The sequence below is a fragment of the Chryseobacterium pennae genome (genome assembly GCF_003385515.1).
In the GTDB taxonomy this organism is placed as follows: Bacteria; Bacteroidota; Bacteroidia; order Flavobacteriales; family Weeksellaceae; genus Chryseobacterium; species Chryseobacterium pennae.
The window spans coordinates 61,833-77,907 of sequence record NZ_QNVT01000011.1 but is presented as its reverse complement, the minus strand read 5'-3'; the positions used below and the strand labels follow the sequence as shown (position 1 = coordinate 77,907).

Genomic DNA, 16,075 nt, shown 5'->3' with positions numbered 1-16,075 from the left:
ACAAAAAATAGGATGAACAGAATATCCCTGATAATGTGTAATTTTAAGAAGTGACAAAAAATCAGAACCCGGATGAAAAAAATAACTGCTTCCTTACTTTTATCTGCTTCCTTCCTTATGCTTAATGCTCAAAAGTATGATGAGCTGTATCCTATTTCTAAGTCCAATGGCTATATTGGTTATTATCTTTCAGACGGGACTAATGTTGTTCCACCTCAGTTTTGCTCAGCAACTTATAATACAGACGGCTATTATCTGGTTTCAAAAGCTGATCATGAATATGATGAATCCGGAAGAAGAAAGGAAGAACATGTTCCCGGTACAGAAAAGTATGGGATTCTCAACAGTAAGGGAGAATGGGTCATAGGTTTAGACAATACTTACAGCTCAATAGGTTTATCAAATGGATTTATAAAGGTCACTAAAAATGACCTCGACGGTATTGTTAATGATAAAAATGAAATCTTGGTTCCCATAGAATACGAAGATCTTGATCCTATGTACAGCACGCTTATTGAGGCAAAAAAGAATGGTAAAAAGGGAATCATAGATATTCAAAATAAGACTCTCGTTCCGTTTCTATATGATGAGATTCATGGGTTTCATTTTATGAATGATAAAAAGCAGTATTATTCTATCGTCAGAATCGGAGACCAGTACGGAGTGATTGATAAAAACGGAAAATACATCATTAAACTAAGTGATATTGAACTGGTATCTTTAACTGATACTGCCATCATCATCCGGAAAAATGGTTTATTTGGCTTATCGGATTTCCAGATGAAAACCATTCTCCCTTTAGAATATAATGATGCCTATCTTTATGGTCAGGAATTATTTTTCCAGAAAAATGATGTAAATTATTATTTCAGCCCGACAGGGAAATTGCTTAGAAAGGAAAAAACGGAAACAGAACCGGAAAAGAAAACTGATTAATTCAATTTAATGAAAATCAATATATTATTATTTATCGCCTTAAATTCAGGAATATCCATGTTTTCTGCACAGACTCTAACATCTTCTGAGGTATGGTATAAGCTTTTTTCTAAAAAGGTTAATACAGACAGTCTCTTAACCCAAAAGGGATTTAAGATGAAATATTCCGGCCCGAAAAAGCTCGGCGGTAATCTCTCCTGCTATTTTAATAAAAAGGCAGATGAATGGCTGTTCATTCATGATAATGAGCAATGGCAGACAACGGGTGTTTCTTATCTGCTGCCTACATTAACAAAATATAAGAACAATCAGGTTGAAAAAAAGCTGTTATTACAGGGAGAAAGTGTTACGCCAATGGGAAAAACGTATCAGGAAAACAAACTATATTACCATCTTGTGTATGGTTTTGAAAAATATGCTCCTCCTCCTGTAAAGGAATAAATAAGCAGAATATCATGTGGGTAAAATTAATAACAGCCATCATCTTCTTATCAGCAATTCTTTTGAACAGCTGTAATAAGAGCAATCGTGTTTCCGGAACTTATGTTGCCCAATCTGTTATGCTTCCTATATTCAATGGCTGCTGTACTTCTACTGAAGTGCTGCAGTTAAATAATGACCATACATTTAATATTTATCACCAGAATGACCAGGGAGATTATCTCACCAAGGAATTTACATCGGGAAACTATAATCTGAAACAGGATGTTATCTCTTTTAAGCCTGATTCTTTGAATAAGCATTATGATTATTCCAAAGTAAAGTATAAGATACCAGCCTCCAATGACCCGATAATTTTTTTGATCAAGCAAGATCATGAGCCCCAAAAGTTCTATAAAATTGATTTTAAAAAAGCAGATTCTCTATACATTGGTCGTTATAATCTTAACGACTGGGACCGGGAAAGTATAACCATAAAAAAGGATGGTACCGTTCACTACATCCGACATTCACAGGACAAAAACATGAATCCTGTTGAGATTTCCAAGTATAAAAAGCTCACACCGGAACAATTTCAACAATACATTGAAACCCTGTCACAGAGTAACCTTTTTCAGCCGGAAGAAACCTCCAAAACATATAGTATTACCTTCTCATTGGCCTTCAAAGAATATAATATAGGGATTCACGATCAAAATAATATTGACAAAAAACTGTATGATTTTTTCTTTGAAACAGTAAAAACTTGGGTAAAGTAAACAAACCTAGATCTACGATACTATTGTAATTCCCCGTTGTCTGCATTCGGCTTCGAGTGTATTCAACATTGTATGGTCCGATATCGTAAAAAAATATAATTTCCCTCTTACCTTCATCCTTATGAAATAGCCTCCACGTGGCGCACTGGTCATTTTAAACTCAGTGACATCTGCCCATAAAAAAGCAAGTACCCTGCCCAATTTAAATACATGCAGCCCATACTGGCTAAGAATAAAAGGAGGTGACATTGTAAATCGGTCTACTCCGTTCATCGATTGGTTTATATCAAGCATTTTTTCAAAATCTTTCTGGCTCAGACTTAATATCACACTCTTATAGCCTTGTATCATCTTTCTTTTCACCAGTGAAATCATAAAGAAAAACAATACGCACATTCCCAGCATTCCGCCCATCATCAGATTGTTATCCCGAATGCGGATATCATAGCTTTCTTTATCTAATATTCCTTTATAATGCAGCGTATCAAACCAGGCATACACAACAGGACTGGAAAAAGCAATAACCATGAAGACCAGAAGAACGATACTTATCGTACGATGTCTTGAATCCATCTTGGTAAGATAATCCTCTCTTTTTTGAAGGGCAGACTGATCTAAAAACTGAGTTTGAAAATCCGTACCGGAAAATGTATTGATCTTCTGTGGCCTGACAAGTATTCCAATGAACACTACTGCAAAAACGATGAAAACTAATAAAAGAACTACAGTGATAGTCATATGGTTATTATTTCTTAACAAACGAACTTATGAAAAAAATCTGGGAATTGGAAGGCAGGAAGGCAGAAGAGGGAGGTGGGAAGTTACTATTCAACCGACATTGTCTTTTAGTTTACAATACAAAATGACCAACAAAAGTTTAAATTAGAAAGGAAGCCGGAAGAGGGAAGATGGAAGTTACTATTCAACCGGCCTTGTCTTTTAGTTTACAATACAAGCTGGCCAACAAAGTTTAAATTAGAAGAAAGGAAGCCGGAAGGCTGAAAGTTACTATTCAACCGGCCTTGTTTTTTTGTTTACAATATAACCAGGCAAGTGAGGTTAAGAAAACAGAACAGTTATTGCTTGCACTTCAATATCCTCCAGCCTCCCTCTTCCAGCTCCCAGCCTCTACTTCCTGTTCATAAAAATATTGCCAACAAATTAAAAAACAGAACCAGTCATTATTACACTTCAATAACTTCCAACCTCCCTCTTCCAGCTCCCAGCCTCTACTTCCTGTTCATAAAAATATTGCCAGCAAATTAAAAAACAGAACCAGTCATTATTACACTTCAATAACTTCCAGCCTCCCTCTTCCAGCTCCCAGCCTCTACTCCCCATTAAACATAAAGCCTTATCTTCGTAAAAAATTTGACAATATGAAAAAAATGATATTTCTGGCTTCGGCTGTTCTGGTATTGAATTCCTGTGTGGTAAGAACAGCTACTAAAGTGGTGTCCGGAGCTGTAAATATAGGCTACAAGGCAGTAAAAGGAACAGTTAACGGGATTAGCTGGGCGGTAAGCAAAGCAAAGGGCAAAATAGATGAAGACCGTTTAGATGGAACCTGGAAGGTAGTAGGTGTTTATAAAGGTTCTTTCGAAGATTTTACCAAAGACCAGAATCCTGAAAGCACATTTTCTTCGGAATGTACAGGAGGTTTTGATCAGATGATTTTTAAAGCTAAAAAATCTAAATTCAAGCCGGTACATTGTAATTCTGATGAGGAAGATTGGGTAAAATACTCGTTGGAATTCGGGAAAAATCCTATCACCAAGGAAAAAGAAAACTATATTGAATACAATTCTAATAATTATATATCCGTAATTGATGTCAACAGTAAAACGATGGTGCTAGAAGGTAATCTGATGCCTAAGCTGGCATTTTCCGGAGCAAAATTATATCTTTTGGAAAAGGTGAAATAATACTTATAAAGCCTGTCTTTTCTTTTGAAGACAGGCTTTTTTATATAGGGAATGCTTATTAGTTTTTTCTAAAATATTATGTTTTTAAAACGCAAAGCCTTATATTCAAGCTGTTATATTTCTAAGCGGATGGATAACTTTACGTTTAATTTTATCTCATGCAGATTTCGCTGATGAAGCGGATCTAAAAAATCTGCAGAATTTGTTTGATCTGCGAGAAAAAAATTATCTATTCTCTATATCAGCGATTTTCCTTCCTTCTTCACCCAGATAATGAAGAACCAGCTTTTCATAGATTTTAGTGCCATTATCTGTATTGGTAAAGATGACAATTCCTTTCCCTGATTTTGGTAATACAAAAGTAATGCATCTTGTACCGGGATCAGATCCACTATGAGATAGAGCATAGTTACCATTTCCCAAATCATAAATTCCAAAACCTAATCCAAAGTATATACCGTCCTTTATCTTGATTTGTTTTTTGATCATTTCCTGGAAAACTTCCGGTTTCAAATTTTTTCCATTCATTGCATTAACCATAAAATTTCCGTAATCCCCGATTGTTGTATGCAAATCATCAGCGGCATTGGCCGTTTTATTTTTTTCTGTCGGATAAGGTTTCCCTTCTTCATTATATCCGATTGCAAATCTGGATTCGTCAGTATTCTGATCCCAGATATAGTTAGTATCGTTCATTTGAAGTGGTTGAAAAATCAACTCTCTGGCAAGCTGATCCAATGTTTTTCCGAATTTCTTTTCCAAAGCGCGCCTTAGATATTCAAAGCCTTCTCCTGAATATTGATATTGGGTACCCGGATCAAACTGAAAGCTTAATTTTTTGTCAGCATTCATCCATCTCCAGTTCGGAAATCCGGTCTGATGGGAAAGAATGAGCCTTGTTGTGAGCTTTTTATGCCTTGGATCGTTAGCAATATCCGGATCTGTCCAATATGCATCAAGAGGTTCATCCAGTTTCCACTGGCCTTGGTTTATCAACTGTAATGTTACCATTGCTGTGACAGGTTTGGTGAGAGAAGCTACATTGAAATACGTATTATACGGAGCTGGAATGCCTTTTTGAATATCACCAAAAACTTTGATCTGTTTTAATTCTCCATCTTCAATAATCCCTAATCCAAGTGTTGGAATTTTATTTTCCTTCAACCAGTTTTCTATTTCCTGATCGTTATTAAAAACCGTTCCCTGATCGATTGTTTCTTTAGCATGATGATCGAAACTCAATGATCTTGCCAATTTCCAGTCGCTGTTTTCCAGCTGCCAGAAATTTGTAAACTTAGCTTCCCCTACCAGTTTTTCAGCCTGGCTGCCTTCTCTTTCATAAAACAGATGTTCCCCGTTCTGAACAGCACCATAGACTTTTCCCTCTTTATACATAGGATAAATATGAGTATTTTTATCAACCAAAACCCTTTTATAGCGATATATGCTGGAAGCTTTACAAAGTCCGTTTTTAAAATCAGTCATGAATTTCTTCTTATCTGAAAAGCCATCTTTATCATGATAAAATTCAAAATTTTCACTGAGCACAGCCTCTGCCTGTTTACTGTTACAGGTATTAAACCCTACCGAAAAAAGGAGACTGTCCTTTGATATAATCGTTCTGTAAAGAGGATCTGTTTTTTGCAGTTGCGCATGAATAGGATTAAAAAACAGAAAGAAAAAAAGAAGACTCAATAAAGCTGTCTTTGTCATGATTAATTTTTTGACAAAGATTATATTTTCATTTATTTTATCCCTAAAAAAGAACCCGACAAAAACCCGACAAAGTCCCGACAGGATTTATATCATATTGAAATTCAACCGGAAATACAATTTCTTATTCCGGTCAATTTCTGCTGCATTACGAAGAACCATAAATACATTGACCAATATAATCGCAATTATAAAAGGCATAGTAAATTGTCTTCCAAGCTTTAAAAAGATCCCCAGCATAAATACAATAGGAGCCATAATCCTCCATAGTATCTGGAGTGTAATAATTTGTCTGGCCATACTGTTTCTTTGCTTCAAAGTAAACATAAGAAGAAGCGGAATAAAAATATTCAGTGTTGGCAACAAGGTAAATAACAGTGATGAAAGATTGATGATTTTAATCAGAGAATAATTGATTTCAGGTTGTGATTCCTGCTCTTCTTTCACCTTCGGAATGATTTCATAGGTTATCTCATCACTGGGTTTGGTTTCAGGAATTACAAAAGTTTCCTGTAATGAAATTTCTTCAATTTCCAATGCCTGCGCTAATGCTCTTAAAGTATGTCCTTTCGGTTCTGTACCTGCTTCAATCCGCTGGATGGTTCTGACAGAGATTTTTGATTTTTCTGAAAGTTCTTCCTGAGTAAGGTTCTTCTGTTCTCTTGTAGCTTTTAATTTCGACATTTGTCTGGAAAGAATTCATTGATTGATTCGGCTAATTTACGCTTTTTTAGGATTTGAAAAGGTTGGAAGCTGGATGAATGATGCTGGGAGTGACTCTTAGCTATATTTTATCCCGGACTGATATAAAGTATGATGAATTTATTGCTTCTTATTACAAGAAACAAGACATTTGCATAAAAATTGATGATCCCACTTCAAGATCTTTCATTCTTTATTCTGGCAGCACTTATCCTGGTGATCAGCCCGGGACCGAATATGATTTACCTGATTTCAAAATCGATAACACAGGGTAAAAAGTCCGGTTTTATATCATTAATGGGTGTGGTATGTGGATTTATGTTTCACATCATCATGGTTTCTTTTGGCTTAACGGCTGTATTATTAGCTGTTCCGCTTGCCTACACAGTTCTTAAAACCATCGGAACGGTATATCTTCTGTATCTGGCGTATCAGGCCATTAAACCGAAGTCAAAAAACATTTTTGAAATCGATCAGAATGGTACTCATGACGGTCCTAAAAAGCTTTTTACCATTGGATTTTTAACAAATGTTCTCAATCCGAAAGTAGCTGTTTTCTATCTGTCATTTTTTCCACAGTTCATCAAGCCGGAATATGGTTCTATTTTAACCCAAAGTCTGGAACTTGGAGTAGTTCAGGTACTGGTAAGTTTTACTGTGAATTTTTTAATTGTTTTGACAGCTGCAAGAGTTGCTCTATTTTTCAATAATAATCCTGCATGGATTAAAGTTCAAAAGTGGTTTATGGCCAGTGTACTTACTTATCTGGCGGTGAAAATGGCATTTTCAAAAGCAAAATAATTGCTTCCGCAAAATAAAAAAAACGTTCCTAGCTACCGATGCACTTTTTTTTATTACACTCGTAGACAAAATAAAACTTAATGAAGCAAAAAATACAGCAATCATCCTGTATTTTGTAGATTTGTGAAACCAGTTTAAAAGATGAAGCAGGCAATTCCTACCTATGATCTAAATGATATTTCCCAACACGGTATTCTTGTTGAGAGAATGGAACAACGTGATCATAAGTCTGAAGATATGCTACTGGATAAAGGAATACACCGGGACAATAATTATATTTTTACCTGCATGGAAAGTGGTCATGTAAAAATGATGGTGGATTTTAAAACTGTTGAATCACAGGACCCAGCCATTTTCTGTGTATTACCCGGCCAGGTACATCAGGGACTAATGATGAAAGACGTTTCAGGATGGTTTGTAGCAGTGAAAGCAGAATTGATTCCGGAAACTGTGCGTTCTGTATTTGAAGAGCTATTGGTAGAAATCCAGCCTCTATCCGTCAGTAAAAGCTGGAGAGAAAAGATAAATACTTCTGCCAGCCTTCTCAAGTTCTTTTTATCGGATGAAATACTTGGATCTAAAGAAGGATCTCTGATTGTTCAGTCACAGCTTCATGCTTTAACAGGAATGTTTGCCTTTATTTACAAGCATGAAAACAGAGTGAAAACGGCTCATGAACCCCGTGCTCTACAGTTAACCAGAGCCTTCAGAACTTTGGTGAGAGCAGAATTAAAAACCATGAAAAGTCCATCAGCATATGCAGCGCTATTAAATATTTCCAGAGGATATTTAACAGAAGTTATTCGTGAAGTGACAGGAAATTCAGCTCAGCACTGGATCCATCAGGAAATTCTGATAGAATCAAAAAGATTACTGGTCTTTACCCATCTTACCATAAAGGAGATTGCTTATGAAATTGGCTATAATGACCATACTTATTTCAGCCGTTTATTTTCTAAGCTGGAAGGCCAGCCTCCTTCAGAGTTCCGTGATAAGAACAGATAATATTTAATATTTAGTTCTTTCCATCCAAATAATATCATAAAAAACAACGAATAGTCCAATCATTTCCCTGAAACGGCTATCGGATGATCTTAATTTTGATGCTTCCTTTGCAATAAAAAAATAGTATGCCAAGCTTGCCAAAATGGATCAATGATACTGTAGAAAGTGTATTGTCCTCAAAGTTTAAAGAATGTACAGTTACAGATATAGAATCTATAACGGCTGATCTCCGCCGTATACGCTTCTCTACAGATTTACAGGATGTTGAGTTTGAGCCGGCTTATGCCATAGGAATCAGGATCAATGACAGGGATTACCGTAATTATTCACCTTTCAACTTCAATAAAGATTCCGGAACTTTTGATGTCTTATTCCACATGCATGATCCGGTGGCAGCAGGAAGTCATTTTATCAGCAGCCTTACCATTGGGGATTCTTTAAAAATATTAATGCCGAGAGGAAAACGTTTTTTTGATCCCGATGCAGCGATCCATTTTTCCATAGGTGATGAAACATCACTGGGAAGTTCCCTCTCCATCAAAGAAGCTGTAGAAGGACCTGCCCAGCAATTTATCTGCCTTCATGAACTCAACGATTCATCTGCATTGGAAGCCCTCAACTTATATGGCTACCACATTCCTAAAAATAATACTATAGATATTATCGAAGCGTTAACCGACTTTCTGAAGGAAGAAAAGCAGGCTATTGACAATAATAATGTAGTTTTTTATCTTACCGGAAACGGTACTACCATGTCCCTGATCAAAAGATTTCTTAAAGCTAAAGGAATTTCCTCCCAATGTATCAGATCACAGGCATATTGGTTAGAAGGAAAAAAGGGACTGTAAAAATAAAAATCAAGGAAACCGGAAGATTCTGTTATTCAAAATTGTTAGATACAATAAGATTAAAAATGCTATCCGGGAAATATTCTTTTTTCCGGTTTCCTGTCAAAACTTTCATATATAAATTTGTAAAAGCTGATTCCTATAGTAAAGTGGAAGTTTTACCGTTGTTTTCTTCCTAATTCTGCTACTTTATCCAACCATTTTCTGCGCTGTTCTTCATTGGAAGTCCGGATTATCCCCAGATAGGTTACCTTTACAGGCTTTATTCCGCAAAACTCCAACGTTGACTTTTTAAGCTGATTAACACTTGGTCTTCCATACATAAGACGGTAATACCAACCCGGCTGATCGATTGTTGTGATAATATGGGCTGTTTTTCCGGCTAAAAGCTTGTCCCACCATAAAGAGTTTTCTCTGTATTTATAGGCAAATCCCGGAAGAAACAATCGGTCTATAAAACCTTTCATAAGGGCTGGCAAACCTCCCCACCAGACAGGGTGTACCCAAACCAGATGATCTGCCCACTGTATAATCTCCCATGCATTTAATAAGTCCGGCTCCAGTTCCATTCTTTTTTGATACCCAAACTGCAGATTGGGATTAAATTTTAATTCTGCAATGGTAATTTCTTTTATTTCAGCTCCGGCCTCTATGGCTCCGTTTTTATATGCTTCTGCAACTCCGAAATTGAAAGATTCTTTATTGGGATGACCGTTAATAATGGCTATTTTTTTCATTGTGTTATATTAGTATTAATCGTTTCATAAGCGTTAAGCTGAGCCAGCAATGATAAAGGCTCATGCAATTGATGTCCGAAATACACATTGTTTTCATGCGGATTTCTGAACAATTCTTCTGTATGCAGAACTGCTGACAAGGCCGTTAATTCAGCCTGTCCTTTGGTACTCTGCAGACTTAGTTTTTTATCACCGTTTTTATCTTTTACAACAATTTCGAATACTGCCTGATCACCATTTCCGCTTGATCCGAAAATCATTTTTCTTTCTTTTAATGATAAAATATCAAAGATTCTGAGATATTGAAAACTACCCAGCAACCAGGTAATAAACTTAGAATTATAAGTCATTTTTACACTTACATTCGGAATTCTTTCAACCCTGTTCAGGATATACAAATCGGGAACATCGAAATTATAGGCACTTCTCTTTCCAATTCCAAAAGAAAAATCAAAGCGTTCAGTATTTAAAAAGTGTCTGATAGAAACGGGCTGATCATTCTTATAATCATGAAAGGGTACAGCAACATTTTCTGCCATAAAATGAGCTGAGCTCTCCCCTGCCAAATCCTTAACAGAATAGTAAACAAAGAGCTTTACTCCCTGAATATCATTAGTATCTTTTGACAGAATACTAACCAATCCGGGTACTATTCCCCCCATCCAGCCTGAACTGAAAACAATCCGGCTGTTAATGTCTTCCTTTCCGGCAATATCATAAGCTTTTACCAGAGCTGGTGTAGGTTTCGTGATATCCAGATAATCAATATGATGAGCGATAGCATATTTGAGAACGTTATCAGATTTATCGTTCACGGAAAGAATAATAAGGTTTATTTTTTTATCAGCGATACCTTTAAAAGAAGCGGGATCGGTAACATCAATTTTCAGATGTTTTTCTGTATTTCCGTCTTTACGTCCGCCAATAAAAATATTAATATGCGGATTTCTCGCCTGTAAAATACGGGCAATTGTTTTACCCACCAGTCCGTTTCCTCCAATAATCAGAATATTATACTCCATCTATTTTTTTGACAAAATTAGAGAGCTTGGAAACGAATAAACAGGACAAATGTCTAAAAAGAAATCTCTTTCCTGATGCGGCTTAAATGCCGTTGTGTAATGCCGAGGTAAGAAGCAAGATACTGTAAAGGAATTTTCTGAATATAATCCGGATAGTTTTTAAGAAGTGCGATATACCGTTGGCTGGCACTGTCTCTCTGAAGCTGGAAAAATCTTTTTTCAAGCTCAAGATACTCCTGTTCAGCAATGGTTTTTAAAAACCTGGTCCAATTGAGGTCATCCTGTATCAGGGTATCCATCTTTTCCTTTTTTAATACCAGCAGCTCTGCATCAGTAATTGCCTGCATACTTTCTTTACTGAGGCAATCCGAAATTAATGAAGAATATGCGGCCATCATCGTATTGGGAAATCTGAAACAATAGGTCATATCTTTTCCATTATCAGAAAGATAAAAGGACCGGAAAATCCCCGATTGTATAAATGCCACTTCCCTGCATTTTTCACCTTCCTGAATAAAATACTCATTCTTACTGACTTTTCTGACTTCAAAAAGCTTTAAAAACTCTTCAATCTCATTTTCTGAAAACAGATTAAAACTCCGAAAAAAATCATGTACCATTGACCTGGGTTTTCTTAATACGGCGAAAATAACTAAAACTTATTAGAAAATTAAATCCGGAGGAAGGAAGTTAGAGGGAAATAACTGGAAGATGGAGGTTGGGAGCTGGAAGTTACTGTTAGAGATACAATTACTCTTAGCCACTATAAATTAGTTGAAATGAAAAAAGGATATCTTATTCTTTTGACTTTCGTAATCTCCAGTTTCAAAACTGTAAAACTGCATTTTTTATCCCCAGCTCATTAAAAAAAGAAAATCATCCCAGGTCGGGATGATCTACCGTTTTGAATAACTAAGTTATTATATGAAGATATGAATGATGTTTTGTTGATACAAAGATAAACAGAGCTATACTTCCCGTCATCAGGAGAATCCCTACAATTTTATCCGTAAAAATACGGTTGCATAAATAAAAAAGCCCTGCAAGCAACAACTTACAGGACTTTTACTGATCTAACAATTATTTTGTTTAGTATAAAGTTCAATGTTTAAGGTTATCCCAATATTGACTTTAGTTTTTATTACAATGGACTTACGAGTTGTAAGAACCATTCTTTCACTTCTCCTTCCAAATAAGGAGCCAGTTTCTCTTCACATGTTTTGTGGTAACTGTTCAGCCATGCGATTTCGCTTTCTGAAAGAATTTCTTTTATCACTGTATCTTTAAAGAACGGACAGAACGTCAATGTTTCAAATTCATAGAATGTTCCGTGAATCGTTTTCTCTGCTTCTTTTACAGCGATAAGGTTTTCATGACGGATTCCATAGTGACCTTCAAGATAATATCCAGGTTCGTTGGAACAAACCATTCCAGGAAGAAGATCCTGAGGGTTTAAATCTTTTCTGATATTTTGAGGCCCTTCATGAACGTTCATGAAACTTCCTACTCCATGTCCTGTTCCATGGTTGAAGTCTTTACCTTCCATCCATAACGGAAGTCTTGCAATGGCATCAAGATGTACTCCTTTTGTTCCTTTAGGGAATTTTACCATAGATAAACGGATCAATCCCTGTAATACCAGTGTTGAATTTCTTTTGAACTCTTCAGAAGGGATTCCCAGCGCAAAAGTTCTTGTAATATCTGTAGTTCCTTCAAGATACTGACCTCCTGAATCTACCAGGATTGTATCTTCATTGGTTACTTCTTTACTTCCTTCTTTCTTGGCAGAATAGTGCATAATTGCTCCATTGTCTTTATATCCGACAATAGAACCGAAACTTTCTCCCACAAAGTTTTCGCCAGCAGCACGGAATCCTCTCAGTTTTTCACCGATAGAATACTCGTTCATCGCTTCTTTTCCTGCATTGTGAGTCAGCCAGTAAAGGAATTTTACCATCGCAACACCGTCTCTTACCATTACTTTTCTGAAACCTTCCAACTCAGTTTCATTTTTCTGAGCTTTCATCAGATTTCCTGGTACCGGAGCTTTGATAAATTGGTTATCTGCCTTCAATATTTCAAAAATCTGCTGGTTGCTGTTTGGAGAAACCAGTATTTTTTCATTTTTGAATGCTTTCAGATAGTTATAAAATTCTTCGTAAGGCATCATTTTTACGAAAGAATCGTCCATTTGTTTTCTTGCTTCTACTTCAAGTTTTTCAAGACCAGTGAATAGAACAGCATCATTTTTAGTGATCACAATATATCCTAAAAATACAGGATTACTCTGTACGTCACTTCCTCTCAGATTGGAAGTCCATGCCACATCGTCAAGACTTGAAATAATGTGAACAGTAGCTTCCTGATCTTCCATTTTCTGACGGATGGCAGACAGTTTATCTGCTACAGATTTACCAGCTCTTTCTACAGGGTGTACAAAGATTGGATTTACAGATGGTGTTCCTCTTTCTTTCCAAACCTCCTTTAAAAGGGGGATATCGGTAAGGGTAATATTTTTTGAATTAAATTTTTGAGAAAGCAGTTCCCAATTGGCATTGGAAGCAGCTAAGGCATTTACAGCGACTTTACCTCCGGCTGGAATTTCAGAAATAATCCAATCTATATAATTAGGAGTTCCTTCTATTCCGTCTTTGAAAAGGTCGATTCCTGAACCGTCCAGTTCAATGGCAGCCTGTGTAAAGTATCTTCCGTCTGTCCAAAGCCCAGCCTTGTCCTTCGTAACTACTACAAAACCGGCTGAACCTAAAAATCCTGACAGCCAAGCTCTTTCCTGCCATTCTTCAGGAAGGTACTCACTCATGTGAGGATCTGCAGAATATACTATAAATGCATCAACATTATTTTTCTGCATTTCTTCTCGAAGTGCAGCAACTTTTTCCTTTGAAGTCATTCTTTTCATTTTTAAACACCGAAAGTTACGAAAAATTTGAAGTCGAAAAGCCAAATAAAGTCCCTATTTTCCTAATGATATATTATTTTTTCATGAATTTTTATTGGGAATACAGATAACCTTGTTTTTTATGGCCACTAATGCACGAATGATTCTTTATTCGTGTATTAGTGGCAAATAACATATAGTTTTTAAAGTTTGATTAATCTTATATATCTGTATTCTTCAATCTAATCTGTGATTAAACCCTTATCTTCAAATACTCTAGTCTATGTGGTTTAAATAAAAACTTATTTTTTACCACGTAGATACATAGACGATAAAGTAAAATTCAACTTATATTTTTATGAAAAATATAGAATTCATACCATAAAATACGTTTTTTGTATTAAAATAATAAATTTTTGGAAAGATTATTGCTACATTACACCTATGAAACAGCAGAACTATAATAACCACAGAAAATTCTATCCACCTCATCACTTTATTTATCTTCCTTTATTAATTATACTGGAGATTTTAGGAATCTATAAAATTTGGGGTGATCCCGGTAATCAGTTGATCTGGATTTTATTTTCAATCGTGATTTTTCTGCTTTTTTATCTGGCATTTATGACCAGACAGCATTATGCTTTAGGACTTCAGAACCGTATGGTGATCCTTGAATTTAAGCAGCGGTATTTTGAGATTTTTAATAAAAGGTCTGATGAAACAGTTGACAAGTTAAGATTTGACCAGATTGCAGCTCTGAGGTTTACGTATGATGATGAGTTTAAAGAGCTTTTATATAAAGCTTTGCATGAAAACATTTCCGGAGATGAGATCAAAAGATCGATCAAAAACTGGAAAGCTGACCGGCTCAGAATTTAATAAACACCAAAAATATTACCTATGAAAAAGTGGAGCTTTTACAGTATAATGATATTAAGTTTGTTAACACTAACAAGTTGTGAAGCAGTAGGAACAATTTTTAAGGCCGGAATGTGGTGGGGAATTTTCTTAGTCTGTATAATTGTAGTGATTCTTTTACTGATTTTTTCGAAGGGTAAAAACTCTTAACCATTTTCCATGGAGAAGAATACAGATTTGGAGATTATTTCTCACCTTAAGCCATCAAAGATTGTTAAAATCATGAAGGATCCGGAAGCTTCTGCAAAGGCGGTACATCTTATTTATACCACCGATGCAGAAACCGCCGGAATCACACGTAAGAAAACTGGAAAGAAATATTCTTATTATAAGGATGGAGAAAAGATCCACAATAAGGATGAAATAATCCGAATCAATAAGCTTGTCATCCCTCCGGCATGGGAAAATGTATGGATCTGTGCTTTAGAAAATGGTCATCTTCAGGCGACCGGTTTTGATATAAAAAAGAGAAAGCAGTATCGCTATCACTCTTTATGGAGTGCTTTAAGAAACCATACAAAATTCTACAGAATGCTTCAGTTCGGGTATGCTTTACCCAATATCAGACTTCATATAGAGCAGGATCTTGCTTTGAGGAATTTTGAAAAACGGAAAATACTCGCCCTTATTGTCAGTCTTATGCAGAGAACCAATATCCGTATTGGCAATACAATCTATGAAAAACTGTATGGTTCGTTTGGGTTAACTACCTTGAAGGGGAAACATGTGGAAATCAGGGGACAAAAAATAACTTTTTCATTTAAAGGGAAAAAAGGCATTATGCATCATGTTGATCTCAGAAGTAAGAGGTTGGCAAAACTGGTACAAAAATGCAAGGAGATCCCCGGCAGGGAGCTTTTCCAGTATCTGGATGATGAAGGAACCCGGCATTCTATTGACTCCGGGATGGTGAATGATTATATAAAAGAAATAAGCGGAGAAGATTTTACAGCCAAGGATTTCAGAACATGGTCCGGAACAGTTAATGCCCTGATTGCTTTTAAAGAGATCGGATATGCTGAAAATGATACTCAATATAAAAAGAATGTAAAAGAAGCCCTGGACATTGTTGCCCAACACCTTGGAAATACAACTACAGTCTGCAGAAAATATTACGTTCACCCTTTAGTAATCAATCTTTACGAAAACAATACCATCAAAAAATATCTTGACGAACTGGAAATCATCGAAGAAAATGATGGAAAGGCCGATCTGGCAAAAGAGGAAAAGCTGGTGATTAAGATTTTGGAGAATGAGAAGTTGTAGGGTTTTTGGACTGGAAGATGGAGGCTGGGAGATGGAAGTTATTGATGACTGAAAAATCAATTGTTGACTTTTTATCTGAATTAAATATCTTTCATAATAAT

The 16,075-nt window shown here is 36.0% G+C and carries 16 protein-coding genes; 9 read left to right on the top strand and 7 right to left on the bottom strand.

What is annotated here, in order from left to right; translation table 11 throughout:
- Positions 1 to 72 precede the first annotated feature (72 nt).
- From DRF65_RS13090 to DRF65_RS13080, 3 genes are read left to right on the top strand one after another with little or no spacing between them, the layout of a single operon-like run.
- The gene (locus DRF65_RS13090) at positions 73 to 936 is read left to right on the top strand and encodes a WG repeat-containing protein (protein ID WP_115971212.1); all 864 of its coding nucleotides are present in this window, start codon (positions 73 to 75) and stop codon (positions 934 to 936) included.
- Between the two features lie 9 nt (positions 937 to 945).
- Complete coding sequence (locus tag DRF65_RS13085; protein ID WP_115971211.1) at positions 946 to 1,377, top strand: hypothetical protein; 432 nt, start codon at positions 946 to 948, stop codon at positions 1,375 to 1,377.
- Between the two features lie 14 nt (positions 1,378 to 1,391).
- A complete protein-coding gene (locus DRF65_RS13080) occupies positions 1,392 to 2,135 on the top strand; it encodes a hypothetical protein (protein WP_115971210.1) in 744 nt (247 codons plus the stop codon).
- A 12-nt stretch (positions 2,136 to 2,147) separates the two neighbouring features.
- Here DRF65_RS13080 and DRF65_RS13075 read toward each other — a convergent pair whose 3' ends face one another.
- Complete coding sequence (locus DRF65_RS13075; protein WP_123947336.1) at positions 2,148 to 2,873, bottom strand: hypothetical protein; 726 nt, start codon at positions 2,871 to 2,873, stop codon at positions 2,148 to 2,150.
- Between the two features lie 641 nt (positions 2,874 to 3,514).
- Between DRF65_RS13075 and DRF65_RS13065 the strand changes: the two genes are divergently transcribed.
- Positions 3,515 to 4,060 (top strand): hypothetical protein, encoded by a 546-nt coding sequence (locus DRF65_RS13065; RefSeq protein WP_115971207.1) that lies wholly within the window; start codon positions 3,515 to 3,517, stop codon positions 4,058 to 4,060.
- 225 nt (positions 4,061 to 4,285) lie between these two features.
- Here DRF65_RS13065 and DRF65_RS13060 read toward each other — a convergent pair whose 3' ends face one another.
- Complete coding sequence (locus tag DRF65_RS13060; RefSeq protein ID WP_115971206.1) at positions 4,286 to 5,773, bottom strand: serine hydrolase; 1,488 nt, start codon at positions 5,771 to 5,773, stop codon at positions 4,286 to 4,288.
- Positions 5,774 to 5,860: 87 nt separating this feature from the next.
- Positions 5,861 to 6,457 carry a helix-turn-helix domain-containing protein gene (locus DRF65_RS13055; protein WP_115971205.1) on the bottom strand — a complete coding sequence of 199 codons (597 nt, stop codon included), beginning with the start codon at positions 6,455 to 6,457 and terminating at the stop codon, positions 5,861 to 5,863.
- A 183-nt stretch (positions 6,458 to 6,640) separates the two neighbouring features.
- Here DRF65_RS13055 and DRF65_RS13050 point away from each other — a divergent pair, with 183 nt between their 5' ends.
- The 3 genes from DRF65_RS13050 (at position 6,641) to DRF65_RS13040 (ending at position 9,129) form a co-directional block, all read left to right on the top strand.
- Positions 6,641 to 7,276 (top strand): LysE family translocator, encoded by a 636-nt coding sequence (locus DRF65_RS13050; protein WP_115971204.1) that lies wholly within the window; start codon positions 6,641 to 6,643, stop codon positions 7,274 to 7,276.
- 141 nt (positions 7,277 to 7,417) lie between these two features.
- Entirely contained in the window at positions 7,418 to 8,281 is an 864-nt protein-coding gene (locus DRF65_RS13045; protein WP_115971203.1) for a helix-turn-helix domain-containing protein, read from the top strand.
- Positions 8,282 to 8,406: 125 nt separating this feature from the next.
- Positions 8,407 to 9,129 (top strand): siderophore-interacting protein, encoded by a 723-nt coding sequence (locus tag DRF65_RS13040; protein WP_115971202.1) that lies wholly within the window; start codon positions 8,407 to 8,409, stop codon positions 9,127 to 9,129.
- A 158-nt stretch (positions 9,130 to 9,287) separates the two neighbouring features.
- Here DRF65_RS13040 and DRF65_RS13035 read toward each other — a convergent pair whose 3' ends face one another.
- From DRF65_RS13035 to DRF65_RS13020, 4 genes are all read right to left on the bottom strand, one after another.
- Positions 9,288 to 9,866 carry an NAD(P)H-dependent oxidoreductase gene (locus tag DRF65_RS13035; RefSeq protein WP_115971201.1) on the bottom strand — a complete coding sequence of 193 codons (579 nt, stop codon included), beginning with the start codon at positions 9,864 to 9,866 and terminating at the stop codon, positions 9,288 to 9,290.
- Entirely contained in the window at positions 9,863 to 10,888 is a 1,026-nt protein-coding gene (locus DRF65_RS13030; protein WP_115971200.1) for a saccharopine dehydrogenase family protein, read from the bottom strand. The genes DRF65_RS13035 and DRF65_RS13030 overlap by 4 nt, the downstream gene beginning before the upstream one ends.
- Positions 10,889 to 10,941: 53 nt before the next feature.
- Positions 10,942 to 11,508 (bottom strand): Crp/Fnr family transcriptional regulator, encoded by a 567-nt coding sequence (locus DRF65_RS13025; protein WP_115971199.1) that lies wholly within the window; start codon positions 11,506 to 11,508, stop codon positions 10,942 to 10,944.
- A 521-nt stretch (positions 11,509 to 12,029) separates the two neighbouring features.
- Positions 12,030 to 13,799, bottom strand: coding sequence for an aminopeptidase P family protein (locus tag DRF65_RS13020; RefSeq protein WP_115971275.1), 1,770 nt, complete (start codon positions 13,797 to 13,799; stop codon positions 12,030 to 12,032).
- 432 nt (positions 13,800 to 14,231) lie between these two features.
- On the opposite strand from DRF65_RS13020, the gene DRF65_RS13015 reads away from it, so the two are divergent.
- The gene (locus DRF65_RS13015; protein WP_115971198.1) at positions 14,232 to 14,669 is read left to right on the top strand and encodes a DUF6526 family protein; all 438 of its coding nucleotides are present in this window, start codon (positions 14,232 to 14,234) and stop codon (positions 14,667 to 14,669) included.
- Positions 14,670 to 14,867: 198 nt separating this feature from the next.
- Complete coding sequence (locus tag DRF65_RS13005) at positions 14,868 to 15,974, top strand: DNA topoisomerase IB (protein ID WP_115971196.1); 1,107 nt, start codon at positions 14,868 to 14,870, stop codon at positions 15,972 to 15,974.
- Positions 15,975 to 16,075 lie beyond the last annotated feature (101 nt).

Bases quoted from the DNA above. Each gene is read 5' to 3' on its own strand.
- DRF65_RS13060 (WP_115971206.1), bottom strand. From the start codon at position 5,773: ATGACAAAGACAGCTTTATTGAGTCTTCTTTTTTTCTTTCTGTTTTTT.
- DRF65_RS13045 (WP_115971203.1), top strand. From the start codon at position 7,418: ATGAAGCAGGCAATTCCTACCTATGATCTAAATGATATTTCCCAACAC.
- DRF65_RS13005 (WP_115971196.1), top strand. From the start codon at position 14,868: ATGGAGAAGAATACAGATTTGGAGATTATTTCTCACCTTAAGCCATCA.
- DRF65_RS13020 (WP_115971275.1), bottom strand. From the start codon at position 13,799: ATGACTTCAAAGGAAAAAGTTGCTGCACTTCGAGAAGAAATGCAGAAA.
- DRF65_RS13055 (WP_115971205.1), bottom strand. From the start codon at position 6,457: ATGTCGAAATTAAAAGCTACAAGAGAACAGAAGAACCTTACTCAGGAA.
- DRF65_RS13080 (WP_115971210.1), top strand. From the start codon at position 1,392: ATGTGGGTAAAATTAATAACAGCCATCATCTTCTTATCAGCAATTCTT.
- DRF65_RS13035 (WP_115971201.1), bottom strand. From the start codon at position 9,866: ATGAAAAAAATAGCCATTATTAACGGTCATCCCAATAAAGAATCTTTC.
- DRF65_RS13015 (WP_115971198.1), top strand. From the start codon at position 14,232: ATGAAACAGCAGAACTATAATAACCACAGAAAATTCTATCCACCTCAT.
- DRF65_RS13030 (WP_115971200.1), bottom strand. From the start codon at position 10,888: ATGGAGTATAATATTCTGATTATTGGAGGAAACGGACTGGTGGGTAAA.
- DRF65_RS13090 (WP_115971212.1), top strand. From the start codon at position 73: ATGAAAAAAATAACTGCTTCCTTACTTTTATCTGCTTCCTTCCTTATG.
- DRF65_RS13075 (WP_123947336.1), bottom strand. From the start codon at position 2,873: ATGACTATCACTGTAGTTCTTTTATTAGTTTTCATCGTTTTTGCAGTA.
- DRF65_RS13050 (WP_115971204.1), top strand. From the start codon at position 6,641: ATGATCCCACTTCAAGATCTTTCATTCTTTATTCTGGCAGCACTTATC.
- DRF65_RS13040 (WP_115971202.1), top strand. From the start codon at position 8,407: ATGCCAAGCTTGCCAAAATGGATCAATGATACTGTAGAAAGTGTATTG.
- DRF65_RS13065 (WP_115971207.1), top strand. From the start codon at position 3,515: ATGAAAAAAATGATATTTCTGGCTTCGGCTGTTCTGGTATTGAATTCC.
- DRF65_RS13025 (WP_115971199.1), bottom strand. From the start codon at position 11,508: ATGGTACATGATTTTTTTCGGAGTTTTAATCTGTTTTCAGAAAATGAG.
- DRF65_RS13085 (WP_115971211.1), top strand. From the start codon at position 946: ATGAAAATCAATATATTATTATTTATCGCCTTAAATTCAGGAATATCC.